At 61.9% G+C, this 23,871-nt stretch carries 19 protein-coding genes; 11 read left to right on the top strand and 8 right to left on the bottom strand.

Annotation, left to right across the window (positions count from 1 at the left end; all coding sequences use genetic code 11):
• Nucleotides 1-18 precede the first annotated feature (18 nt).
• The 6 genes from IB279_RS20035 to IB279_RS20060 all read left to right on the top strand — a co-directional run bounded on the left by IB279_RS20035 (nucleotide 19) and on the right by IB279_RS20060 (nucleotide 7,502).
• Nucleotides 19-1,242, top strand: a complete 1,224-nt coding sequence (locus IB279_RS20035; protein WP_112983636.1) for a glycosyl transferase family 1 — start codon at nucleotides 19-21, stop codon at nucleotides 1,240-1,242.
• Entirely contained in the window at nucleotides 1,239-2,219 is a 981-nt protein-coding gene (locus IB279_RS20040) for a glycosyltransferase family 2 protein (RefSeq protein WP_113504466.1), read from the top strand. Before IB279_RS20035 ends, IB279_RS20040 begins: the two co-directional genes overlap by 4 nt.
• Complete coding sequence (locus IB279_RS20045; RefSeq protein ID WP_113504465.1) at nucleotides 2,216-3,142, top strand: glycosyltransferase family 2 protein; 927 nt, start codon at nucleotides 2,216-2,218, stop codon at nucleotides 3,140-3,142. The genes IB279_RS20040 and IB279_RS20045 overlap by 4 nt, the downstream gene beginning before the upstream one ends.
• Complete coding sequence (locus tag IB279_RS20050) at nucleotides 3,142-4,158, top strand: glycosyltransferase family 2 protein (protein WP_192339618.1); 1,017 nt, start codon at nucleotides 3,142-3,144, stop codon at nucleotides 4,156-4,158. Before IB279_RS20045 ends, IB279_RS20050 begins: the two co-directional genes overlap by 1 nt.
• Before the next feature lie 4 nt (nucleotides 4,159-4,162).
• Complete coding sequence (locus IB279_RS20055; RefSeq protein WP_060610494.1) at nucleotides 4,163-5,068, top strand: UTP--glucose-1-phosphate uridylyltransferase; 906 nt, start codon at nucleotides 4,163-4,165, stop codon at nucleotides 5,066-5,068.
• Nucleotides 5,069-5,141: 73 nt separating this feature from the next.
• Nucleotides 5,142-7,502, top strand: a complete 2,361-nt coding sequence (locus tag IB279_RS20060; RefSeq protein WP_110819094.1) for a polysaccharide biosynthesis tyrosine autokinase — start codon at nucleotides 5,142-5,144, stop codon at nucleotides 7,500-7,502.
• Between the two features lie 28 nt (nucleotides 7,503-7,530).
• On the opposite strand, the gene IB279_RS20065 is transcribed toward IB279_RS20060, so the two are convergent.
• The gene (locus IB279_RS20065; protein WP_113187715.1) at nucleotides 7,531-8,985 is read right to left on the bottom strand and encodes a TrkH family potassium uptake protein; all 1,455 of its coding nucleotides are present in this window, start codon (nucleotides 8,983-8,985) and stop codon (nucleotides 7,531-7,533) included.
• Nucleotides 8,986-9,339: 354 nt separating this feature from the next.
• Here IB279_RS20065 and IB279_RS20070 point away from each other — a divergent pair, with 354 nt between their 5' ends.
• Nucleotides 9,340-9,582 (top strand): hypothetical protein, encoded by a 243-nt coding sequence (locus tag IB279_RS20070; RefSeq protein WP_034798024.1) that lies wholly within the window; start codon nucleotides 9,340-9,342, stop codon nucleotides 9,580-9,582.
• A gap of 50 nt (nucleotides 9,583-9,632) precedes the next feature.
• On the opposite strand, the gene IB279_RS20075 is transcribed toward IB279_RS20070, so the two are convergent.
• The 7 genes from IB279_RS20075 to IB279_RS20105 all read right to left on the bottom strand — a co-directional run bounded on the left by IB279_RS20075 (nucleotide 9,633) and on the right by IB279_RS20105 (nucleotide 19,421).
• Nucleotides 9,633-10,706, bottom strand: a complete 1,074-nt coding sequence (locus tag IB279_RS20075; protein ID WP_162741170.1) for a glycoside hydrolase — start codon at nucleotides 10,704-10,706, stop codon at nucleotides 9,633-9,635.
• A 46-nt stretch (nucleotides 10,707-10,752) separates the two neighbouring features.
• Complete coding sequence (locus IB279_RS20080; protein ID WP_060529226.1) at nucleotides 10,753-11,925, bottom strand: polysaccharide pyruvyl transferase family protein; 1,173 nt, start codon at nucleotides 11,923-11,925, stop codon at nucleotides 10,753-10,755.
• 142 nt (nucleotides 11,926-12,067) lie between these two features.
• Nucleotides 12,068-13,246 carry a polysaccharide pyruvyl transferase family protein gene (locus tag IB279_RS20085; RefSeq protein ID WP_060521073.1) on the bottom strand — a complete coding sequence of 393 codons (1,179 nt, stop codon included), beginning with the start codon at nucleotides 13,244-13,246 and terminating at the stop codon, nucleotides 12,068-12,070.
• A gap of 38 nt (nucleotides 13,247-13,284) precedes the next feature.
• Complete coding sequence (locus IB279_RS20090) at nucleotides 13,285-15,966, bottom strand: glycosyltransferase (protein ID WP_060610486.1); 2,682 nt, start codon at nucleotides 15,964-15,966, stop codon at nucleotides 13,285-13,287.
• Nucleotides 15,953-17,425, bottom strand: a complete 1,473-nt coding sequence (locus IB279_RS20095; protein ID WP_162251902.1) for a DUF6212 domain-containing protein — start codon at nucleotides 17,423-17,425, stop codon at nucleotides 15,953-15,955. The genes IB279_RS20090 and IB279_RS20095 overlap by 14 nt, the downstream gene beginning before the upstream one ends.
• A 174-nt stretch (nucleotides 17,426-17,599) precedes the next feature.
• Entirely contained in the window at nucleotides 17,600-18,853 is a 1,254-nt protein-coding gene (locus IB279_RS20100; protein ID WP_192339622.1) for a glycosyltransferase family 4 protein, read from the bottom strand.
• A 46-nt stretch (nucleotides 18,854-18,899) separates the two neighbouring features.
• A complete protein-coding gene (locus IB279_RS20105; RefSeq protein ID WP_375292956.1) occupies nucleotides 18,900-19,421 on the bottom strand; it encodes a MarR family transcriptional regulator in 522 nt (173 codons plus the stop codon).
• Between IB279_RS20105 and IB279_RS37970 the strand changes: the two genes are divergently transcribed.
• From IB279_RS37970 to IB279_RS20120, 4 genes are all read left to right on the top strand, one after another.
• Nucleotides 19,352-19,708 (top strand): hypothetical protein, encoded by a 357-nt coding sequence (locus IB279_RS37970; protein ID WP_234852794.1) that lies wholly within the window; start codon nucleotides 19,352-19,354, stop codon nucleotides 19,706-19,708. The two genes, IB279_RS20105 and IB279_RS37970, sit on opposite strands and share 70 nt — an antisense overlap.
• Nucleotides 19,705-21,450, top strand: a complete 1,746-nt coding sequence (locus IB279_RS20110; protein ID WP_034798037.1) for a type I secretion system permease/ATPase — start codon at nucleotides 19,705-19,707, stop codon at nucleotides 21,448-21,450. The genes IB279_RS37970 and IB279_RS20110 overlap by 4 nt, the downstream gene beginning before the upstream one ends.
• Nucleotides 21,447-22,865: an HlyD family type I secretion periplasmic adaptor subunit gene (locus tag IB279_RS20115; RefSeq protein WP_060521067.1), complete on the top strand. Its 1,419-nt coding sequence runs from the start codon at nucleotides 21,447-21,449 to the stop codon at nucleotides 22,863-22,865. Before IB279_RS20110 ends, IB279_RS20115 begins: the two co-directional genes overlap by 4 nt.
• Nucleotides 22,866-23,177: 312 nt before the next feature.
• Complete coding sequence (locus tag IB279_RS20120) at nucleotides 23,178-23,837, top strand: calcium-binding protein (RefSeq protein ID WP_060521066.1); 660 nt, start codon at nucleotides 23,178-23,180, stop codon at nucleotides 23,835-23,837.
• The last annotated feature ends 34 nt before the right edge of the window (nucleotides 23,838-23,871 follow it).

Here is a 23,871-nt window from a genome sequence, read left to right on the forward strand (position 1 = left end):
ACAGAAAACTGGATGTTCATGCTGCAGATACTTTACTTCGCCCAAGATCTTGCCGACCCCGCCGTTCGCCGACGCGTGCTGATGTTACTTACCGGCGGCGCAAAGGTGACGCTTGCCGGGTTCAGGCGCGACGCAAATCCGCTGGCGGCGATCGAGGGCATCGTACCTGTCGAGCTCGGCAACACCCATGACGGCCGGTTCGTCCAGCGCGTCGGTGCGATCGCGAAGAGCTGTCTCTCGCTGAAGCAGGCGCTGCGCGGCGTCGAACGTCCAGACCTGATCATAGCCCGCAACCTCGACATGCTGGCCATCGCCAGGAAGGCCGTCAGCCTCTTCGGCGGCGACGTCCCAATCGTCTACGAATGCCTCGACATTCACCGCCTACTCCTTTCCCCCGGCATCGCTGGCAAGGCGTTGCGGACAAGCGAGCGCCTGCTCGGCCGTGACGCGCGCCTTTTGATCACCAGTTCTCCCGCCTTCGTCGAGAACTATTTCCGCCCGTTATCGGGTATCTCGGCACCGACCATGATGCTTGAGAACAAAGTGCTCGAGCTCGACGAAACCGATGCGCGACCATCGGTGACCGCTGCCGCCGCACCGACACATGGCCCATGGCGGATTGGCTGGTTCGGTGCTCTGCGCTGCCGCAAATCACTTGCGCTGCTGGCGGCCTTCTCGCGCCGCATGGAGGGTCGCTTCGAGATCGTGCTGCGCGGCCGGCCGGCCTATCGCGAGTTCGACGACTTCGACGGCTTCATCCGCAACGAACCTTTCATGACGTTCCACGGCCCCTATCGCAGCCCGGAAGAGCTTGGCGCGATCTACTCCGACGTGCACTTCACCTGGGCGATCGACTTCTTCGAGGAAGGTCAGAACTCCAAATGGCTGCTCCCGAACCGGCTCTATGAAGGCTGCCGCTTCGGGCGGGTGCCGATTGCGCTTCGCGGCACCGAGACCGCGCGGTTTCTGGCCATACGTGGCCTTGGCGTGCTGCTCGAAGAAGCTGATGCCGACGCGCTTGCCGCGCTCATGGGGTCGATGACCTCCGAGATTTACGACGCCACATCCCGGCGGATCGCGGCCTGCGCGCCGGAAACCTGGATCTTCAATCGCAGCGATTGCGAGGGCCTCGTGCGCCGTCTGTCGGCCGTCACGTCCGCCGCTCCGCCGCGCATCGCGCTGGACTTCCCGCAAGCACATCAAAACACCTCAACGCCCCAAAACGAAGGTGGATTGTCATGAGCATACGTGTCCTCATCGTCATTCCCTGCCTAAACGAGGCGGAACATCTGCAGGGCCTCGCCGAAGCCTTGCTACCCGCGGCAAGGCGCCTCAACGGCGCCATCCTGATCGCCGACGGCGGCAGCACCGACGGCACCCGTGAGATCGCGGCGCGTCTCGCCGAGAAGGATCCGGCCGTGCTGGTGCTCGACAATCCGAAACGCATCCAGAGTGCTGCGATCAATCTCGCCGTCGCACGCCACGGGGCCGGCTTCGACTACATGATCCGCATCGACGCGCACGGCACCTATCCGGATGATTATTGCGAGCGCCTCGTCGAGGAGGCTCTTCTGACCGGCGCGGACGCGGTTGTCGTCGCCATGCAGACGGTTGGCTTCACGCCCTTCCAGAAGGCCACGGCCTACGCCCAGAATTCCAAGCTCGGCAATGGCGGCGCCAAGCACCGTCTCGGCGCGGCGAGCCACTGGGCCGATCACGGTCACCATGCGCTGATGCGCATTTCCGCCTTCCAGGCGATCGGCGGCTACGACGAGATCTTCAGCCACAACGAAGACGCGGAGTTCGACTATCGCTTCCGCCAGGCGGGCTATCGCATCTGGATGACCGACCGGACCAGCATGGTCTACTACCCCCGTGCCAAAGTCGGGCCGCTCTTCCGCCAGTACTTCGCCTATGGGCGCGGACGCGCGCGCAATGTGTTGAAGCACCGCGCCTGGCCGAGCCTCAGGCAGTTGCTGCCGCTTGCCGTCGCTCCGGTCGCTGTCGGCGCACTGCTCGCGGTCGTCAGCTGGCTTGCGGTCGTTCCGGTCGTGCTCTGGGCTGTGGCCTGCATCGGCTACGGCATGTGGATGGCGCTCGGCCAGAAGAACCCTTACGGCCCGCTCGCGGCCATCTCGGCAATGGTCATGCATTTTGCCTGGTCGGCCGGCTTCTGGCGGGAATTGCTCACCACGCGCAACCGGAGGATGGCACCATGACCAACACCGTCGCCCGGACACAGATCGACATAGCGGTGTGCACGTTCCGCCGGCCGGAGCTTGCAGAAACGCTGCATTCTCTCGCGCTCATCACCGTGCCTGCCGATGTGGCGATCCGCATTATCGTGGCCGACAATGACGTGACGCCGAGTGCTGAGGCGCTCGTCAACCAGATGCGCCCGACCATGCCTTGCGAGATCCTCTACGTGCATTGCCCGGCGTCGAACATTTCCATCGCCCGCAACGCCTGTCTCGACAACAGCACCGGGCACTATCTCGCCTTCGTCGACGACGACGAGACGGTGTCGAGGACCTGGCTTGTGCAATTGCTCGATACCGCGCTAACGACCGGCGCCGATGTCGTGCTCGGCCCGGTTCGTGCCGAATACACGCTGTCTGCCCCGAACTGGATGCGCCGCGGCGATTTTCATTCAACCCGGCCGGTCTGGGTCGATGGCGAGATCCGCACGGGCTACACCTGCAATGTTCTGATCGATCTCACTCGCCCGGTCGTCTTCAACAGGCGGTTCAATCTGACGCTCGGGCAGACAGGCGGTGAGGATACGGAGTTCTTCCGCCACATGCATGCGGATGGTGGGCGTCTGGCCTATGCGCCCGATGCGCTGGTCTTCGAACCGGTACCGGAGAAACGCGCGCGACTTGCCTGGCTTGCAAAGCGTCGTTTCCGTTCCGGCCAAACCCATGGCCGGCTCTTGAGTGAACCGGGCCAAGCCGGCAGCCGAGTTGCCGAAATTGTGCGCGCGACGGCGAAATCAGGCTATTGCGCCATCGCAAGTCTTATGCTGCTCGGATCGCCGGTCGCTCGCTCGCGCTACGCGCTTCGCGCAATCATGCATGCGGGCGTCGTCAGCGGCCTCATTGGTGTGCGCGAACTCCAGCAATACGGAGCGGCGACCGCTTGATGACGCAACGCGCCCCCGACGTCAGCTTCGTCATCGCGGCCTATAATGCTGCCGACACGATCCGACGCGCCATCGACAGTGCGCTTGCGCAGAAGGGCGTCGACGTCGAGGTGATCGTCGTCGACGATTGCTCGAAGGACGAGACCTGTGCGGTCGTCGAAGAGCTCGCTGATCCGCGCGTGCGGCTGCTGCGACTTGCCGAGAACCGCGGGCCCGGCGGCGCGCGCAATGCCGGTCTCGAAGCGGCCCGTGGCGACTGGATCGCCATTCTTGACGCGGACGACACGGTTAGCCCTCAGCGGCTGTCGCGCATGATCGGCCTTGCTTCCTCGACCGAAGCTTCGATTGTGGTCGACAACATCGACGTCCTCAATCTCGATGGGCGGCTGGAGCGCATGTTTCCCGAAGCCGAGCTTGAGCGCCGTCGGACGCTGACGCTTGCGGCCTTCATCGGTTCCAACGTGCTTTTCCGCTCCACCTTCAATTTCGGCTACATGAAGCCGATCTTTGAGCGCCGGTTTCTGAACGAACATCGCTTGCGCTTCGAGGAAACGATCCGCATCGGCGAGGACTACATCCTGCTCGCCTCGGCGCTTGCCCATGGCGGCCGATGCGTCATCGATCCCTCGGCCGGCTATTGCTATCACATCCGCGAGGGCTCGATTTCGCGCGTGCTCGAACTGCGCCACATCGAAGCGATGATGACGGCCGACCGGGAATTCCTTGCCAGGCACACGCTCGATGCCGAGGCGCTGGCTATGCAGCGCCGGCGCGACAAAAGCCTCGTGGAGGCGCACGCCTTCCTTCGCCTTGTCGAACACCTGAAATCCAGATCGTTGGCCGGAGCCACCCAGGTGGCTCTGACCAACCCCAGAGCGCTTCGGCACCTCAGAATGCCGATCGCCGTGCGATTGCGCCGGCTACTTGCGCCAATCGCACGCATGAAGCCTGCCACCTCGACGGTGGCGGCCGAACGACCCACCTCGGGCGAAAGCCCACACGTAAGTAAAGGATAAGACCATGGACCGTATCAGGACCGTCAGGAAAGCTGTGATCCCGGTCGCCGGCAATGGAACGCGGTTTCTTCCCGCGACGAAGGCGATACCGAAGGAGATGTTGACGATCGTCGATCGTCCGGTCGTGCAATATGCGGTCGATGAAGCCCGTGAAGCGGGCATCGAGCACATCGTTTTTGTGACCAGCCGCAACAAGCAGGCGATCGAAGACCACTTCGACGACACGCCTGAACTCATCTCGTCGCTGACCCGCTCCGGTAAGAACGCCCAGATTTCCGAACTGGAGCAAATGCTGCCGCGCGCCGGTTCCGTCAGCTTTACCCGCCAGCAGGCGCCGCTCGGCCTCGGCCATGCCGTCTGGTGCGCCCGCGATCTCATCGGCGACGAGCCCTTTGCACTGCTCCTGCCGGACATGCTCTGCCACGGCGGACGCGGCTGCATGGCCGGTCTTGTCGACCTCTACCGTCAGACCGGCGGCAACGTTGTCGGCGTCGAGCAATGCGCTCCGGAAGATACCTCGAAATATGGCATCGTCGGCAAGGGTGCTGCCGTCCCCTATGGCTTCGAAGTCACCCAAATGGTCGAAAAACCGCTTATGGGCGAAGCCCCGTCCAATTTTTATCTGAACGGTCGCTACATCCTGCAGCCGCAGATCTTCGACATACTCGCCCATCAGCCGCGCGGCGCCGGAAACGAGATCCAGCTAACCGACGGCATGCTGAAACTCTCGCAAAATCAAGCGTTTCACGCTCATCCCTATGATGGGCGCACGTTCGACTGCGGCTCCAAGGAAGGCTTCATCGCGGCCAATGTCGCCTTCGCGCTGGCGCGTTCCGATCTCGGCGACGCGGTCTATGCCTCGGTCAAGGACATGGTCCTGTCTCACGAAGGCCGCATCCGCGCCGCATAACTGGCTTCGGCGCCTCTTTTGAAAACAAGAGGCGCCAGCCTTCGGACCAAAGGGAAACGGACAGAGCGACCCAATGAACCAAAGAAGTCTCCCCTTCAACAGTGTCGTACCGCGCAACGTGGAGGAGCCCGACGGCTTCATCGACCTCGATCGTCTGTTTTCGGTCGTCTTGCGTCGCGCCAGAATGGTCGGCCTGTTCGTGGCGCTCTTCATCGCGCTCGGTGTCGCCTACCTGGTCTTCGCAACACCGCTCTACACATCGGCAACGCAGGTCCTTCTCGACGAGAACCTGTCGAAATTTGCCGAAGAACAGGCGCCGCCGCAAAACAGCGCCCTGCTCGACACCCAGATTGCCAGCGCCGTGGAAATCCTGAAATCCGGCGAACTCGCCCTGCGTGTCGTCGACAAGATGAACCTTGCCGACAACGACACCGTCCTCAATCCACCGCGCTCGCCGTTCGACGTCGTCAAGGACGGGTTGAAGTCCGTTACGGGCATCTTCTCGAGCGGGCCGGAGATTTCCGAGGATATGGCCCGCAACGGCCGCAGGCAAAAGGCGGCGGCACTGCTCCAGCAGGGACTGGCCGTCGAACGCGTGACGCGAAGCTCCGTCGTCTCGCTTGCCTATCGCTCCAGCGATCCGCAGCTTGCCGCCGGCATCGTTCGCACCTATGCCGACGCCTATCTCAACGACCAGCTCAACGCCAATTTCGAGGCGACCGAACGGGCCTCGGTCTGGCTGCAGGAGCGTCTTGCAGACCTTCGGCAGCGCACGCAGACCGCGTCCCTAGAGGTCGAAAAATACCGCAGCGAAAACGGCCTGACGCTTGCGCGCGGCGAACTCATGTCGGAACAGCAGCTGGCCGATCTCAACAGCCAGCTGATCATTGCCCAGGCCGATAGCGCAAGCGCTTCGGCGCGCTACAAGCAATTCCAGGCGATCGTCGACCAGGGACCGGAGACGGCCGTCAAGAACGCCACGATTTCCGCTAAGGAAGGCGACAACTCGGTCATCCGCGATCTACGCACGCGCTACCTTGCGGTCAGCAAGCGCGAACAGGACGTGAGCCAGAGCTTCGGCGCCGACCATCCGCAGGCCGTGTCGCTGCGCAAGGAGAAAACCGATGTCGGCCGCCAGATCTTCCAGGAACTGCAGCAGCTGACGGCAAGCTACCGCAACGAATACGAGGTGGCGCGCTCACGCGAAGCGTCGCTGCGCGAAAACATAGAAGGCACCACCGGCCGCAACGCAAATGCAAATGTCTCGCTCGTGCACCTGCGCGAACTGGAGCAGCGGGCAGCCGCGCTGAAGACGCTCTATGAGACCTATCTGAACCGCTACGAGCAGGCCTCGCAGCAGCGCTCCTTCCCGATCGCCAAGGCGCGGGTGATTTCCAGCGCCGGCGTCCCGGCCTCGCCTTCGAGCCCGAAGAAGACGATGGTGCTGGCCCTTTCGGCGGTACTCGGCCTGATGGCGGGCGGCGCGTTTGCCGCCTTCCAGGAATTTCGCGAGCGGACATTCCGGCTCGAAGGCGACGTGCGCGCGATCCTCGGTCATCGGTCGTTCGGCTACATTCCGTTGGTCGGCCCGCGTCACCCTGGAACGACGGATCTCGTTCGCGCCAAGCTGATGAAGAACAAGATGCCGCCACCGGTAACGCAAGGGGCGCCGTCGTTCGAGCGCCTCAGCCGCATCGTGCTCGACGCTCCGCGCTCGTCCTTCACAGAGACCTTCCGCAACGCCAAGCTCGCCTGCGACCGGATGCTGACCGGCAACGGTTCACGCGTCATCGGCATCGCTTCGGCGGTGCCCGATGAAGGCAAGTCGATCATTGCCGCGAATTTTGCGGCCCTCCTTGCCGCAAGCGGCAAGAAGACCCTTCTGATCGATGCCGACATCCGCAAACCGGGTTTGAGCAAGATGATCAATCCGCCGCCGAAGGCGGGTCTGGTGGAAGCGTTGACCGGGCAGGCATCCTGGCCGGCGGGCATCAAGATCGACCAGCAGACGAAGCTTGCGATCCTGCCGGTCGGCGGTGAAGCAGTGGACGGCAACGGCCCGTATGACAGCCATGAGCTGCTTGCGTCGCCGGCCATGGCCGAGCTCATCGACAATGCACGCAAGTCCTTCGACTATGTCGTCGTCGATCTCGCGGCACTCGCCCCGGTCGTCGATGCCAAGGCCTTCGCGCCGCTTGCGGACGGCTTCCTCTATGTCGCCGAATGGGGCCGGACGCCGTCGCGCCTGGTGCGCGACCTCTTGCATTCTGAGCCGCAGATCAATGCCAAGATCCTCGGCGTGATCCTCAACAAGACCGACATGCAGGAACTGGCAAAGTACAGCGACTTTGGCGGTGCCGAGCATTACCGCCACCGCTATGAGAAGTACTACATCGAAAGCGCCGGCACGCGCCGCAAGACCGAGGCCGCCTGACAGGGCGCGCCTCGTTTCGACCTGTCGCTCAGTCCCTCCAGAAGAGCGGTGTCAGGATGACCAGGACCGTCAGGATTTCCAGACGGCCGAGCAGCATCATGAGCGACAGGAGATAGAGCGCCGGGTCGGTCAGCGTCGAGAAGTTGCCGGCCGGCCCGATGATCGGGCCGAGCCCGGCGCCAACGTTTGAAAGCGCCGTTGCGACCGCCGACACCGCCGTGACGAGATCATAGCCCATCGCCCCCATGGCGAGGCTCCCGAAAGCCCAAATGAACATGTAGGCCGTGAAGAACATGAACACGGTGCGCTGCACGTCTATGTCGACAAGTGTCTTGCCGTAGCGCACCGTGTGGACGGCGTTGGGGTAGATCAGCTTGAAAAGACCGGCGCGGATTGAATTGAAGATGATGATGAAGCGGTAGGCCTTCATGCCGCCCGCCGTCGAGCCGGAGCAGCCGCCCATGAAGGTGGCGGCAAAGGCAAGTGCGACGATGAACTCACCCCAGAGCATGTAATCGTCGCTGGCAAAACCGGTGGTCGACAGGATGGACGAGACGGTGAAGAAGCCGTGCGCCAAAGCCTCGTGCGCCGAGACCCCGTTCACGATCCGCTGATAGAGGCTTGCGGCGAGCGCGAGTGCCGCCAGATAGGACAGAAAGACGATGATCTGCGGATCCTTCAGCGTATCGAGCCGGCCACGAACGATGAAGAGGATGAGCACCGAAAACGGCAGGCTGCTCAGCGTCATGAAAAAGGTTGCGACCCAGAGGATCGGCAGGCTGTTGAAGTAGCCGAGCGAGGCATCGTGGGTGGAGAAGCCACCGGTCGCGACCGTCGACATTGCGTGGTTCATCGCGTCGAAACGGCTCATGCCCAGATAAGAGAAGATGATCGTGCACGTCACCGTCATCACGACATAGATCAGGATGAAGGCGCGCGTGAAGGTGACGATGCGGGCGAAGGGCTTTTCGGTGGTGTCCGAGGACTCCATCTTGAAGAAGGACATGCCGCCGACCCTGAGATAGGGCATGACGAAGAGCCCGAGCGCCACAATCCCGATACCGCCGAGCCAGTGCAGAACCGAGCGCCAGAGAAGAATGCCCGGAGGCGCATGGTCGAGGCCGCTGATGACGGTCGAGCCCGTCGTCGTGATGCCGGAGACCGATTCGAAGAAGGCCTTGGCGAAATCGAGCTTCAGCGACGACAGCCAGAAGGGCACGGCGCCGACGAGAGACACGACAATCCAGAGAAGATTGACGACCAGAAAGCCCATCTTGCGGCTGAACAGCGGCGAGCCGCCCTGCGTGGCGGCAATCGCCAGAAGCGACAGACCGCCAGTCGCAAAGGCCGAACCGGCAAACACTCTCCAGTTGGGATGACCATAGAACAGATCGACTGCGGCCGGCAGCAGCATCGCGAGCGACAGATAGAACGCGGCCTTCGCGGCGATGTTGATCGCGGTCTGATAGAGGGGTGCATGCAACGGTTGATCGCCTCAGCGCTTTGTCCAGGACCGAATCGGTCCTCTGGATTTGCGGCCATTCAACCTCAAAGGCGCGCGATTCGCACCGGCTAGGGGCAGAGAACCCTCTGGAGTGCGACGGTCAGTCCCGTATTTTCGCCGATTTTGTCGCATGGGCGCGGCAATCGTGTCCAGGCGTTCCCGGCAAATGCCGCGTGAAAGGCGCCATTTCCATGCTGCACTGCGGCATTTTGCCCAATCAATTCTAACTCACGAAAAGATCACGACTTTTGGCCGCGGCAAGTCATCACCTTGACTTATTTCCACGTGTAAAGCCTGCTTCATCCATTCCACATGCAACCTTGAGCACAACCGATGACCCCCGCCCGTTTCACCCAATGCCTTCTCGTTCTTCGTTGGACGCCGATCAATCTGGCAAGCGCCCTCCATTGCAACCTGGCATGGATCGAGGCGATGGAGACCGGGGACGAAATGGTCCCGGAGGAGCTGGCGACCTGGCTGGAAACGCTGGCGCGAACCCACGAGGAACTCGGCATTCCCGTCACCTACCGCGGCAAGGGGCTTGAACCGGCGACGAGCCGCGCAACGCGGCGCTGATCGACAAGGGCGCTTGGCTCCATCCAACTCACAGCCAAAAATGCCTCGCATCAATCACCCTTGGCCGGTTCGATCGCAAGCGCGCCGGCCGGGCTTAGAGCACCGCAGCGCCATAGCCGGTAGTTCTGCTGGGTGTCCCAGTCGTAGTAGTAGGCCGCATTCAGGCGATTTTCTTCGGAAAAGCGCTCGAAGACCGTCCGCATGGCGGTCATCGCCCCTTCGCGCTCGCGATCATCGACGGGGCAGCTGCGCGCCGTGTTGGCAATCCCCCATTCCGTCACCCAGCAGGGCCGCCCTCTGTCGGCAGGCGCGCAGAAATCGAGAAGTCTGGTGACGATCGACGTGATTGCAGCCTTATCCTTGCGCGCCGGGTAGATGTGAATGCCATAGGCATCGACGAGCGCGTCCATGCCCCGCGCCTTCAAAAGGGCAATCACCTCGCCCGGATCCAGCCGCTCCATTCCCTGGCGGTCCGCTTCCTTGGCCCCCATGTCGGAAAGCCCGGCGGAGACGATGATCGCCTTGCTGTTGGCGCTCGCTCTTACGGCGTCGCGGGTGATCTTCAGCGCCTCGACGTAGTTGTCGAGACCTTTTCCGAATGCCTGGGGATCCCTGAGTTCGCCGAGATGTCGCGGCGTCGCTCGGCCCGGCTTCTCGTAGACGGCGAGGTCGCCGTTATAGCCGGCGAGGTTGATCTCGTTTCCGGGTTCTACCGCGTCCAGACGGATGCCAAGGGCATCGATGCGCTGCAGTGCTGACGCCAGGCCGACGCGGTAACGATCAAGGTCCAGATCGGACAACCGGTTGATATCCCAGATGCGCCCGAAGCCGGTGCGCGGGCGAACGCTGTCCGGATAATAGCTTTTGTTCGACAGCTGGATTTCGAGCAGGATCCGCAGACCCAGCCGGTTGGCAATCTCCAGCGCGTCGATGCTTTTGTCGACAGGGCGCGACAGCGATAGCCGCACATGCGTCGCGCCGCTGTCGGCGATTTCGCGAAGGATGCGTTCCTGATCCGTGCGCTCCAGCCAGGCGAGATTGAGCCGATTGACGCCGTAGCGCGCAGCCGCAGCCTCGCCCGCGAACGCCGGAGCGCCACGCGAAAGCGCCGCCCAGGAGACCAGGGCGGCAAGGAGCAGCGCCAACGGCGCTGCCCGGGTCAGGGGCAGATTAAATGCCAACCTGTTTAAGCGCACTTTGGAAGTTCGCCTCGCATGCCGAATAGCGTTCGGTAACCGCCTGCGCATCGATCTTCGACAGGAAGTTGGCGAGATGCGCCTTCTTGTCCGCCTCACGATTCCAGACGCCCGCCTCGATATAGGGGAAGCCGATGAATTCGAGCATCTCGCGCATACGGTCGTCGACGGCGATCATCAGCGAAGGCGTGCCCGCCTGCATGCCAATGACGCAGCCATGGAAGCGCCTGCCGATGCAGAGGTCCCGGGTCGATGACCAGGCGCGCCACTGGTTGGTGTCGAAGAACACCATCAGTTCATTCTGCCGCTGCCATTTTTCCTGATGCTTGTATTCGGTCTTGCCGGTGATGCGGCCGCTGGAGCGGTCGTAAACCGGCGCGTTGTCATCCACGGGAAGCGTCAGGTTATAGGCGACGATTTCGTCCTGGATGACGTAGCTGGCCACGCTCTCCGGCTTCAGCAGCGCGTGGGCATCGACGATGGTGTCGGCGACGCTACCGAGATAGCCGCCGAGCGCGAGCTTCTGTGCCGAGGCAAGGTCTGCGTTGGCAAGCGACGTCAAGGAGTGGCGCATCTCGTTGGGAGCGAAGAAGAGCGAGGGGCAGCCGGTCGGCTTGACGAACTTCATGCCCTCCGCGCGCAGGAACTCGGCGGTGAAGTAGCCGCGGGTCAGGAAGAAGCTTTCCTTCTGCTTCAACACCTCCAGGAACCGCAACGTGCCGGCCGGCAGGTTTTCCTTCAGACCTTCGCGCTTCTGGATGCCGATGCCCATTACCAGAACCGGCATCTTCAGCTTCTCGAACACATCCGCTTCGAGATCGGCCGAGTATCCCGGACGCAGCAGGTTCGCCGAAGCGAACACGCACATGTCAAATTCCTTGTTCAGGGCATCGTAGACGTCGTTGGCGCCGCGGCTGTTGACCAGATGCCAGAACGGCACATAGGTCACGTCATGACCGCGCAAGGCATAAGCTGCGCCCTCGCCGATCAGGTAGTTGCCGGTGTTGGCGATCTTCTTGACCTGGTCGACCAGATCCTTCTTGCTTCGGATATCGTCGAAGTAGGGTTTGTGATGCACCGTCGCACCGGAAACGCGCGCCACGGTACGCTGGAGGTAGGAAGGGATTCCGGTGAGCAGGATACGCATCGATACACCTGGTTTGTGGACTGGCCCACAGAGTTGAGGAAAAGGGAGGGCGGCACGAGGAAGCGGATCTTCAAACCTCACCGTGCCGCCCGGACATCATGAATTGAGCGCCTCGGATCGAACGCGTCCGAGGCATCACGGTTTAGAGGCCGATGCCGATCTCGCGCAGCACCGTACGGAAATTGCGTTCGCGATCGGAGTAGCGGTCGACCAGTTCAGACGCGTTCAGCCCGGCCAGATGGCTGGCAACGAACTCCGCCCGGTTTTCCGCCTTTTCGAGTTCCTGGACGTCAACCGACGGGAGGCCGGTAAAGCCGAGCATTTCGCGCATGCGGTCGTCGACGGCCACCATCAGGCTCGGCACGCCTGCCTGCATGGCGATGATCGAGCCATGGAAACGACGGCCGAAATTGAAGTCCATGTGCGAGGCCCAGGCGCGCCACATGTTGGTATCGAAGAAGGTGCGCACATCGAAGGGGACCTTCTGGCGCTCAGCGCCCGGAAAAGCCAGTTCGCCGAGCATCTTGCCCGAGCAGGAATCGAAGACCCTGCCATCGGCATCCGGCTCGACCTTCATGTCGAAGTGCAGGAATTCGTCCTGGATGATGTATTGGGGCTTGGCGCCTTCCGGGTTGAGCGCGATCGCATCGACGATGCAATCGTGATTGGCGCCGAGATAGCCCGAGAAGATCGTCTTTGCCTGACCGATCTTGACGTCAGGCAGCTTCTTCATTGACGCGCGCATATTGTTCGGCGCGAAATAGACCGAGGGGCAGCCGGTCGGCCGGACGTATTTGAATCCCTGGTCCTTCAGGTAGCCGGCGGTTTCGTAGCCGCGGGTCAGGAAGTAGTGCTCGCGGTCCTTGAGAACATCGAGCAGGCGCTTCGTCCCCTCCGGCAGGCCTGTTTCCAGGTCCTTGCGGTTCTGGTGGCCGATACCGAGCATGACGATCGGCATCTTGAGCTTGCTCAAGACATCAGCCTCGGCATCCGCAGAAAGCCCCTTGCGCAACAGATTGGCGCAGGTGAACACGCAGATGTCGAAGTTGTTGTTGAATTCATCGAAACCGGTGCCGTTCTTGTGGGCGTTGTAAAGATGCCAGAACGGAATCTGCTTGGCGTGCGGCGCGATGGCGCGCAGAGCCCCCTCACCGATCAGATAGTTGCCGGTGTTGCTGATGTTGCGAAGCTCCTGAAGAAACTCGTCCTTGGATTCGGGCTGTTTTTGCCGTTCCGAATAGGAAACCGACAGGCCATTGGCGCCGTTTGCGAGGCGCGTGTAATGACCAGGAATACCCGTCAGGAGGATTCTTGGACGCATGCGTAAGTCCCTTCTCTTTGAAAAGTCGTACGGGTCGATCAGCCTGCAGCTGCGACGCCGGTATTGGATGTCTCACGCGCCCGGATGACCTTGGCGCGCGAAAGCGAGGAATTGTTCACGGCGCCGTCGCACCAGCCGAGGAACTCCGAAAAGGAGTTCGCCCAGCCGCGACGCGCCGCTGTTCTCAGGCACCCTTCCATGATCGGAGCCAGCAGGTTGCGATCGCGGGAAACCTCGGCGATCGCCTTGACCATGTCGCGCACCACCTGGGGATCGGAGGAGGCATCGATCAGGATGCCGTCCTCGCGATCGACGATCAGTTCGTCGACGGCGCCAACCGCGGTTGCGATCGGCACGCAGCCGAGCTGTTGGGCTTCGGCGATCATCAGCGGGGCACCTTCCCAGCGCGAAGGCATGATCAGAACATCGGCCCAGCCGAGCGCCTTGATCAGGTCGCGGCTGGCAAAGACCGGTGGGCGCACGTCGACGCCCAGTTCCTTGAGCCGGTCCGTCCAGGAGAACGAGGCATCCGCCAGGATCTCGCCACCAATCGCCCGCGCGTCGAACGACACGTGCGCCGCACGCAGCTCTGCAATGGTCGCGGCCAGGCGGTCGATGCCCTTCTGCTGGTCAAGACGACCCATGTAGAGCAGCCGCAGCCGGTCGTCCTTGCGCTCGATCCGCCGCACCTGCAGCACGTCTGCAAGCACCTTGGGCGGCACGGAGAAACTTGCGCCGTTCGGAACGGCGAAGATCTTTTCCAGCGGCACGCCGAAGCTGTGCAGGTAGAACTTCAGTTGTTCCGAGCAGGTGAGGAAGGCGTCGTAGCAATGCTCGTGGGCGATGGCTGCAAAGGGCTGGCCGGCCGGGCGCTTGAACGGCGTATTGTCGACGACGTGCAGATAGCACGCCGTGCGTGTCCCTTCCGAGCGCAGCCGCGCGATCAGCGGATGCATCGCCATCACGTGGTTGTTGATGACGAGATCGAAGCCCGAGAGCTGACCTTTAAGCGCACCCCAATCGACTTCATGATGGTCGGCAATGAAATCCTGGCCGAGGAACGAGCCGGAGCCGCCCCAGGCCGGGATGCCCTGATCCCAGAAGTGAACATAGTCGAAGCTCGAATCGAACTCATCGATCACGTCCATCCGGCTGGTGCCGAGCACGAACAGATGCGTCTCGTAGCCCGCGGCCCTGAGTTCACGCGAGGCGGCGTAGATGACCTTCTCGGCGCCACCAAACGACGCGTTCGGCACGAGAAGTGCTGCAGTCTTCTTACCGGCTTCGCTGTGCCCGAGCGGCAGCACCGGCGAGCCGCCGATTTCCGTTCGCAAGGCCTTGTGCAGGTCGGAATAGGGCATGAGCCGCGCGGGCCGCCAGGTCCAGCGACGGCCGGCCGTGCGGCGAAGCGGACTGGTGGCGATCGCGTTGACGCAGTTGATCATCACCTGTTGCGGCGTGATCAGCGTGCGGCGCGGCAGGGCGCGCGGGAACGGGAAGCGCACATTGAGAACCGCCGAGGTCGGCCAGACCTGCTGCGTGCCGATAGAGGCAAACCAGTCGAGCGCATTGTTGCGGATGACGTCGCGCAAGAGCGCCGTCGAAATGAAGATGAGATCCGGTTGGCCGAGATGCTGGGCGCCGGCGTCGAGGAAGGTCGGCTCGATCTTGCGCTGCGTCGCGTCGTTGCCGAGATGCACGAAAACGACGTTGGCCTTCTCACTCAGGCGCTCCAGGTGGCAAAGCACGTTGGGCAGCATGCGCGAGCGCAAAAGCAGATCGATCGTCGCACCGCTGCCGGCCATGACGAAGGGCGGGAAATGCACGTTGTCGGGCTCGCCGGTGCTTGCCCAGAAGGCTGGGATGATGTCGTCGAGGCGCAGCCGCTTCGGTTGCTTCGTCGGATCTGTGAAGAACGAGATCGCCGCGTCTTCGGTGCGCGCGAAGAGATAACGCGGGCACTCCTCATGCTCGAAATCGACGAGCATTGGCCGCTGGAACAGAGCCTTGTGGCGCTTTCTGAGGAAGCTCACGGATGTCGCGCGGTCGCGGTTGGCTTCCTTGAAACGGCTTTCGGCGCGCAGGCGGTATTCGAACGTCGTGTCGTGGCAGGGGGTTCCGACAAAACCGTGCTCGACGCAGGAAAGCCAGAACTCCCAATCCTCAAAACCGTTCTGCCGGTCGTCGTTGAACCGAACGCCTTCCTGGAAGACCTCGATCGAAATCATCGAGCCGGTGTCGCAGATGTTGTCCGTGATGCAGTGGACGAGCCGCGAATACTGGTTGCCGTAATGCGCTCGCCAGCTCACCGAGAAGGTGTCAATGTTGGTATAGACCCAGCCGGCGCCGCTTTCGTGCAGGCGCCGATAGAGGGTCTCGATCGTTCCCGGCAAGACTCGGTTGTCGGCATCGAGGAAATAAACGGCCTTCGCCTCGGGCAGATTTTCGAGCACGTAGTTGATGGCGCGGTTGCGCGCGCCGCCGGGGCCGGCGTTACGCCCGAAGACCACATGGATATCAGGGTGGGCCGCGGTATAGAGCAACAGCTGATCGAAGGTTTCCTGCCGCGGGTCGCCGTCGACCGAAACGACGATGGCAATACGGCAGCCCTCGAGATCCGATGCAAGCGCGGATTCGAGCGCTTCGAGCGCCAGCGCCGCGTGGCCATAGAGCGGCATGGCGATCGCAACGAGGTCCCTTGGATCGCTATTGCTGTGCATGAGACGCACCACCCGACTGCTTGACCATCCGGAAGCCCGACACCTTGAGCCAGGAGAAATCGACTGAGTCGGTTACGGCGCGGCTGAGGATCATCAGATCCATGGGCTGGCGCACCGGCTCGTCGAGTTGGAAGTTGATGTTGATCGGCTGCTCGTTGGTGACCTCGCGCCAGCCGCTGAAGAAGGCGGACGGCTTGACCACCCCCTTGCGAGCCAGTTCCGCCACTTCGGAGCGCGCGTTCGAGCCCGCTGGAGCGAGCAGGAAGCTGACGGCCGCCGGGGCGCCCTTGGGATGATCGACCACTGCGCTTGCGGAGAAGGATATGGTGCCGGGCTCGACAGCGCGACCGACGGCGCCGGCCGATACGCCATTTGCAAGCGGATGGCAGACGACGGCGTGTTCGTGTTCGAGAAAGCGTACCGTCTGGAATTCCGGGACGACCGGCGTCACCGATACGTCGACGATCTGGCTGAGAAGATCGACCGACAGACGATAGTCCTCGATGAAGTGGCCGTCGAGCAGCGCTGTCGGCGCGATCATGTTCGGCATGCGCGTCGGCTTGACGCCGGGCAGACCGGTATAGACGCGGAACGCTAGAGGGCGCAGATCAAGGTCGGCATGGCGGGTCTCGGACCGAGCCGTATAGTGTTCACTGGCGATGGGATAGCCGAGCGAAAGCCCGATCGTTTCACTACCGGTCGTCGAAACGCGCAGCCGCAGGGTCTTCGCGCCACCCCCGCAGGTGCGCGGCAGGGCAAAGAAGTTCCAGCCTGGAACGAGCTGCGAGAATGGAACGGCCCACTCGGCAACCCCCTCGCCGCTCTCGACATAGCTCAAGACAACGACCAGTTCGCCGCCATCGCGCGGGACCGAATTGAAGTGAAGCGCGATACCGGCGACGCCATGGCTGGAGACCGGCAGGAGCTGTTCGACAAAGGCATTGGCAATCAGATGGCCGATGCCCTCGTCCTTGGGATCGACATAGGGGTCGTGCGCAAAGACTTCGGCGACCGGCTCCCAGTTGCGTGCCTGGAACGCATCTTCGAGTGCGCGATAGTTTTCAAGTAGCGTTTCACGCTCGCGGCGAAGCAGCGCAAGCTCGGATGTGATTGCCGACGAAAACCGGGCAAGCCGCCCGACGCCACCGTCGACCAATGCCTGGATGAGCCCCGCACTTTCGCTGACGGCCTCGGCGCTCAAGCGCTTGATCGGAATATCCGGGACGGTGCCAAGCGCCCGAAGCGAGACGATGCCGTCGGCCAGATCCGCCTCGCCCTCCCTTGAAAAGGCGAGCCCGATCAATGGAAACACGTTTTCCAAGGTCGCATCAGGCCGATCGCCTGCCGGAAGAAAATGAACCAGGTGCTCGATGCCACTGCCCTGGACACTCGCCCTATCGTGATCCGAGGCCAACACCAGCTTTCTCTTCGCCTGCGAATACCTCACGCCAGAAGACACCAACCCTTGCACGCGCCACCCTCAATACAACCGAATTCTCTCTGTAGTTGAATCCGCCGATCCGAAATAAACCGGCGAATTCAACGACCTAGAGAAAGCATATCAAGGTTATTTGCACTGCACAATAAGTTATATTTGCGTTTTTCGTGAAATAATACTTCGGGTTTTGAAGTATTATGCAGATGAGACCCGTAATATTTGAGTGGATCCGGGATTTCCCATTGCCTTGTCCAGCAATGTCATCTGTCGTGCAATGCAATCACCCAGACGGAACCTTTGCTCGACGGTGCGGCGGGCGGCTGCACGCAACTCGGTATACTTCTCCGGTTGCTGCATGGCCCCGGAGATCGCCTCCGCGAGCGCATCCGTATCGAAGAACGGCACGAGGAGGCCGTTGCGGCCGGAGCTCAACACCTCCTGCATCGGCGCCGTATCCGACCCGATGACGAGCGCGCCGCAGGCCATGGCCTCGAGGACCGACCAGGAAAGAACGAAAGGATAGGTCAGATAGATATGGGCGGCCGAAATCTGGAACAGCTGCTTCAGGACGCCATGCGGCACCACGCCTGGAAACAGGAACCGGTCGGCTGGGATATCCAGGGACTGAAGCAGGTAGTCTTTCCAGGAGCCACCACCGGGCGGCGGCGCGCCGTAACTGACGCCGTCGCCACCGACGAAAACGAAAAGCGCATCGGGATGGCGCTTCGCGACCTTTGCGGCGGCCTCCAACGCCTGCGGGAAGCCGCGATAGGGCTCGAGATCGCGGGCGACGAAAGTAACGATCGGCGGATCACCCGCCTTTAGCACCCGTCCGTCCGGAAGCTTCAATGATGCCGACGGATCGGGACGGAAGACGCGAGTGTCGACGCCCTCGTGGCAGACGCCGATACGGGCGCGATGCTCCGCCGGATAAAGGCTCCGTTGCCATTGGGTCGGGCTGAAGCCGCCATCGATCGCGTCAAGCGTCAGGAGTTGCGCCATGTTGCGCAGCCGCAGCCGCTTGCGCGTATCCTGGTCGGGCTTGTCGTCGGGGGCAAAGCCGATATCGGCCCCTTCGGCTCGGTAGAAAAACTCGCAATAGCCGAGTGCCGGGACATTCGGCAGCACATCCTTGACGAAGGTCATGCCGCCCCAGCCGATGTGCCCGACGATAACGTCGGGCACCTGCCCCTGGCGGGCCATGGCATCGAAGGTTTCGGCGACCCGGTGACCGATCCGGACATGATGGTCAGGCACACCGAGGTGCCTTGCCATCTGCGAATTGGCCTGCGGGCCGGGTTCTGCTCTGTGGCGAATGACGCGCGTTGCCGGAATCCGCTGATCCACGGTTTCCGTCACGAGTGTCACTTCATTTCCCGTCTGCGCCAAATGAGACGCGAGAGCGGCGAACTGGCAGAAGCCGCGCCGGTGTACAAATGCTACGTGCATATTCCCTGCCTATAGCCGTTGAAAGGACAGCCTGTGCGCGGGCATCTCAGATGCCGTAGCGCGTTGCATTCCCCCAAACCAGCTCGAGCCGGTGCAGCGTTTGAAATGCGGTTTCGAGATTGCGCCGGTCCTGCTCGCCGTGACTGAGGACACGTTCATAGGCGCCAGCCGCCTTGCGCAGGGCATCGCAGAGTTGCTTACCCTTCTCCGAAAGCTTGATGCGGGCCGAGCGCCGGTCGCGCTGGGAGGCGGCCCTGTCGATATACTCCCCGTCACCCAACTGCTTCAGGTAGTAGGAAACGTTGGAGCCGACATAGTGGCCACGGTCCAAAAGCTCCGCCACCGACACTTCCGCATCGCCGATCGCCAGAAGGACCATCGCCTGGGCCGGGCCGATATCGTCGACGCCAAGCTTCGTGAGCTCGGCACGCAACAGGCCGGTAAAGCGCCGGCTGGCCCGTTCCATCATCCGTGCCAACTCGAAATATGTGACCACGGATGCTTCGCTCTCCTGGTCAATATTGTCATGTTCAGGGGCACTTCCAACTGCGTCATCCCCGGGGCGGATGGCAACAGCGCCGCCAAAATCTGCGAACGGATAGAGAATCCTTTGATTCATCCCTCTCTCCAACTGAGCATTACTACAATATTCAAAAATTACTTCAAATTTTGAAGCAATTTTTCGCCCCCTTTACTCCCCCCGAATACGACTATCTTGAGCATTCCACCATTATTGTGTCACACTTATCACGGCAACACTGTGATTTAAGTGATAACAAACAAAATAGCTTCCTCAAGACCCCAACGAACTTATCCAGAAAATCGCCACGCGTGACAGCAAACGAGGCAATATGATTAGCAAGAACCAAATTGGGCCAAAGAAGGCGCAAAATGGAGCAAACGATCCGCGGCTGCTTATTTTGAAGGCACGCCGCGTGTTCGTTTTGGCACTTATTTATGCAGCCCTGCTGAGTGCTTGCATCGGCATATTGCAGCTCTCGACACCACTCTACATGATGCAAGTTCATGACCGCGTTTTGAACAGCCAGAGCATGGACACGCTGACCATGCTGACGATTCTCGTCATCGGCGCGCTCGTGATCTACGGCGTGCTCGAATACATCAGGGCTTTGACGTTCCAGGCGATGGGTAGTGCGGTCGTGCGCTGGCTGAACCTGCCGGTGCTGACCGCCGCCGTTCAGGCGGCCGCCGATCAAGGGCTGACCCGGGCGACCCAGTCGCTGCGGGACCTGGCGGAATTGCGCAGCTTCCTCACGACGTCTGCCGTCAGCGCTCCGCTCGATGCCGCCTGGTCGCCGATCTTTCTCGGGGTGCTCTTTGCGCTGCACCCGATGTTCGGCCTTCTTGGCGCCATTTCCATTGCCCTGCTTGTATGCTGTGGATTGCTGACTGATTTGCTGACTCGCCGGCTGATGAAAGAGGCCAATCAAGCCAATATCGAGGCCGTTTCGAAAATTGGTTCAAGCTTGCGCCATGCCGAGGCGATCGAAGCGATGGGCATGCTGCCAGCACTCGCCCGCCGCTGGCGCACCGCACAGCTGCACGCGCTCGATGCTTTGGAAACAAGCGGAAGCCGCAGCAAGGCGATGGCTTCGATCACCCGTTCGCTGCGTTTCATGATCCAGGCGGCCGCACTGGCAACAGGCTCTATCCTCGTGATGAAACAGGAGATTTCCCCCGGTGCGATGATGGCGACGACCATCCTCGTCGGACGCCTGCTCGCCCCGTTTGATTCGATGATCGAGAACTGGCGTCAGTGGGTGCTCGCCATCGCAAGCTGGCGCCGGATAGAGACTGCACTGAACCAGGATCTGGCCGTACGCCAGACCATGCCGCAGCCGCGCACGCAGGGCGATCTTGTTGTGGATAAGCTCGTTTACGCGGCGCCCGGCCTCGATGTGCCGATCATCAAGGGCGTTTCCTTCTCGCTCTCGCCCGGCGAAGTTCTCGGCATCGTCGGCCCCTCGGCGGCGGGCAAATCGACACTGGCCCGGCTCCTCGTCGGAATTCAGAAGCCGACCACCGGCGGCGTCTTCCTCGACGGCAACAATGTCTATCTGTGGGAACGCGCTTCCTTTGGCCAGATGACCGGCTACCTGCCGCAGTCCGTTTCGCTGCTCGAAGGAACAATCCGCGACAACATCTCGCGCATGGAGGAAGGCGAACCCCAAAAAGTGCTCGAAGCGGCTCGGCTTGCTGACGTGCACGACATGATCGGCCGCCTGCCGCTCGGCTACGACACCCCGGTCGGCGATGGGCATCTGACGCTTTCGGGCGGCCAGCGCCAGCGCATCGCTCTTGCCCGCTGCCTTTACGACCATCCTCGCCTGATCGTTCTCGACGAGCCGAACGCCAATCTCGACGCCATCGGCGAGCGCGCATTGATCCGCGCGATCGAGCGGGCGCGCAACGACGGTGCGATCGTCATCATGATCGCCCACCGGCCGACGATCATGCAGGCCGCCGACAAGCTGCTCGTTCTTGAAAACGGGCGCATCACCCAGTTTGGCCCGCGCACCGACGTGGTCGCATCCATGACACCCGGCGAGCCGAGACGGGAAGGCGTATCCGCATGACGAACAAACAGAACCTGCCGGCCTCTCGCGAGGCGCGCACACTCGTGGCCAAGGACGACCGCGCGAACCTGCCCGCGATCCCTGACCGGCCCCACCCGCTGCACGGGCTGGATGCGGACGCAGAAGGAAGCGCCACCGCGCCGCTGCGCGGCGTGGTCCTTGCGGGCCTGACGACGATCCTCGTCGCCTTCGGCGGCTTCTTCGGCTGGGCGTTTTCGACGGAACTCAGCAGCGCGTCGGTCGCAAGCGGCACGATCGTGGTCGATTCGAAGCGCAAGACCGTCAGCCACTTCGAAGGCGGCATCCTCGACCGCCTCCTCGTCCAGGAAGGCGATCGCGTCACGCTCGGCCAGCCGCTGGTCAAGCTTGCCGACACCCGCGCCCGATCCGACCTTGAGGCACTGCAAAGCCGGCGCCTTGGTCTGATCGCAAAGCTTGCCCGCCTCAGGGCGGAGCAGACGGAGGCCGCGCAGATAGACTTCCCCGACGAGCTGATGGGCACCGCGGAAACCGCTGCCGACGACGCGGTGAAGGCGGAGACAAACTTCTTCGACCGCCGGCGCGAAGCAAAGGCCGGCCGGCTAGAGGTTCAGGGCAAGACCATCGAAGAGTACTCGGAAAGGGCCAAGTCGCTTGCCGAGCAGATCAGAGCGACCGACCGCCAGATCGAACTGATCACCGAGCAGCGCACCGCGATCGCGACGCTGGTTGCAAAGGAATTTGCCCAGCGCTCCAAGCTGATCGAGATCGATGCCAAGCTCAGCGAACTTGCCGCTTCGCGCGGTGAGCTTGCCGGCAACAAGGCCCAGGCCGAAAAGGCGGAAGCCGGAGCGGAACTCGGGCTGACCGGTATCGAGAACGAATTCCAGTCGGAGATCGCCGGCGAAATCACGACGGCCCGCCTCGAACTTGCAGATGTGGGACAGCGGCTCGTCTCGGCCAAGGACGTCTTGAGCCGCCTCGAAATCCGCTCGCCGCAGACCGGCATCGTCACCAACATTCAGTTGCGCACACCCGGCAGCGCGGTCTCTGCCGGCCAGCCCTTGCTCGACATCGTCCCCGAGGACGAGCCGCTTCTCGTCGAGATGCATGTCGGCACCCGAGACATCGATAGCATCGGCATCGGCTCAAAGACGCAGATCCGGCTGACCGCCTACAATCAGCGCTCGCACTTGCCGCTCGACGGCGAAATCAGCTACGTCGCCGCCGATCAATCGGTCGATGACAAGTCGAACGTCTCCTACTACGTGGCGCGCGCCCGCATTGCGCCGGCGTCGCTCACCGCCAACCCGGACATCCGCCTTTATCCCGGCATGCCGGCGGAAGTGCTCATCGTCCACAAGCCGCGCTCGGCGATTGATTACATGGTCTCGCCGATTGCAGAGAGCCTCAATCGAGCCTTCCGCGAAGACTGATCCAGGAGACTCCAGCACTACCTGCGCCGGCGAAATTCAATTTCGCCGGCAATTTGTTTCTAATTTTGAATTTATTTCTAAGTAATAACAAAACTATCTCCCCTTAGATCTCAGGGATAATCATCAAACTGATACAAGATATACATCGTAGGTAGCAGATAATAATACAGTACAGCTGTTTTTATTTCTTTTTTGCTGTTGCCATATGTTTTTTTGCAGTGCAATGTCGCCGCGCTCGCCACCGGTTTGAGACCGGGGATGAGCGCAAGCAACAACCAAGATGACGTAAGCAACAACTAAGAGGAGTAGCATATGGCCACGTTGGAAGGCGGCGCGTATGATGACGCCCTTTTTGGCTCACGCTTCGACGACTTCATCCATGCCCGTGCTGGCGATGACTTCGTGAACGGAGGCAATGGCGACGACACCATTTTCGGCGACGAAGGTGATGACATGCTGTTCGGCGGTAACGGCAGCGATACCCTGTTCGGCGGCTGGGGCGACGATGTTCTCCATGGCGACAACGGGAACGATGTCCTGTTCGGCGGCCAGGGCAACGACCTGCTCTACGGCGACAACGGCAACGACATTCTCATTGGCGGCGACGGTAGCGACCTGCTGATGGGCGGCCGCGGCAGCGACATTCTGTTCGGTGGTGCCGGCAACGACATCATCAACGGCGGCCACGGCGACGACGTCATGACCGGCGGTGAAGGCAGCGACGTGTTCGTGTTCGACGGCGGTGGCGGCAACGACGTCATCCTCGACTTCACGCCCGGCGAAGACCTTCTGCAGATTTCGAAGGACATCAACGGCCTCGACATTTCGTCGCCTGAAGATCTGGCATCGCGCGTCACCCAGGTTGGTGGCAACGTGGTCATCGACTTCGGCCATGGCGATACGCTGACGCTCGTCAATGCGGACGCCGACGACATCCAGGCGAACCCGAACCACTACTTCACGATCCATTGAGATTGACTGGCGCGCCCCACTTCCTCCCGTGGGG

Source organism: Ensifer sp. ENS06, assembly GCF_014852205.1.
GTDB lineage: Bacteria > Pseudomonadota > Alphaproteobacteria > Rhizobiales > Rhizobiaceae > Ensifer > Ensifer adhaerens.

Excerpts from the sequence above, each read along its gene's own strand:
- IB279_RS20060 (WP_110819094.1), top strand. The coding sequence starts at position 5,142 with ATGAACCAAAGAAGTCTCCCCTTCAACAGTGTCGTACCGCGCAACGTG.
- IB279_RS37970 (WP_234852794.1), top strand. The coding sequence starts at position 19,352 with ATGCTTCGCTCTCCTGGTCAATATTGTCATGTTCAGGGGCACTTCCAA.
- IB279_RS20070 (WP_034798024.1), top strand. The coding sequence starts at position 9,340 with ATGACCCCCGCCCGTTTCACCCAATGCCTTCTCGTTCTTCGTTGGACG.
- IB279_RS20100 (WP_192339622.1), bottom strand. The coding sequence starts at position 18,853 with ATGCACGTAGCATTTGTACACCGGCGCGGCTTCTGCCAGTTCGCCGCT.
- IB279_RS20115 (WP_060521067.1), top strand. The coding sequence starts at position 21,447 with ATGACGAACAAACAGAACCTGCCGGCCTCTCGCGAGGCGCGCACACTC.
- IB279_RS20035 (WP_112983636.1), top strand. The coding sequence starts at position 19 with ATGCTGCAGATACTTTACTTCGCCCAAGATCTTGCCGACCCCGCCGTT.
- IB279_RS20040 (WP_113504466.1), top strand. The coding sequence starts at position 1,239 with ATGAGCATACGTGTCCTCATCGTCATTCCCTGCCTAAACGAGGCGGAA.
- IB279_RS20045 (WP_113504465.1), top strand. The coding sequence starts at position 2,216 with ATGACCAACACCGTCGCCCGGACACAGATCGACATAGCGGTGTGCACG.
- IB279_RS20090 (WP_060610486.1), bottom strand. The coding sequence starts at position 15,966 with ATGCACAGCAATAGCGATCCAAGGGACCTCGTTGCGATCGCCATGCCG.
- IB279_RS20050 (WP_192339618.1), top strand. The coding sequence starts at position 3,142 with ATGACGCAACGCGCCCCCGACGTCAGCTTCGTCATCGCGGCCTATAAT.
- IB279_RS20120 (WP_060521066.1), top strand. The coding sequence starts at position 23,178 with ATGGCCACGTTGGAAGGCGGCGCGTATGATGACGCCCTTTTTGGCTCA.
- IB279_RS20110 (WP_034798037.1), top strand. The coding sequence starts at position 19,705 with ATGATTAGCAAGAACCAAATTGGGCCAAAGAAGGCGCAAAATGGAGCA.
- IB279_RS20085 (WP_060521073.1), bottom strand. The coding sequence starts at position 13,246 with ATGCGTCCAAGAATCCTCCTGACGGGTATTCCTGGTCATTACACGCGC.
- IB279_RS20080 (WP_060529226.1), bottom strand. The coding sequence starts at position 11,925 with ATGCGTATCCTGCTCACCGGAATCCCTTCCTACCTCCAGCGTACCGTG.
- IB279_RS20055 (WP_060610494.1), top strand. The coding sequence starts at position 4,163 with ATGGACCGTATCAGGACCGTCAGGAAAGCTGTGATCCCGGTCGCCGGC.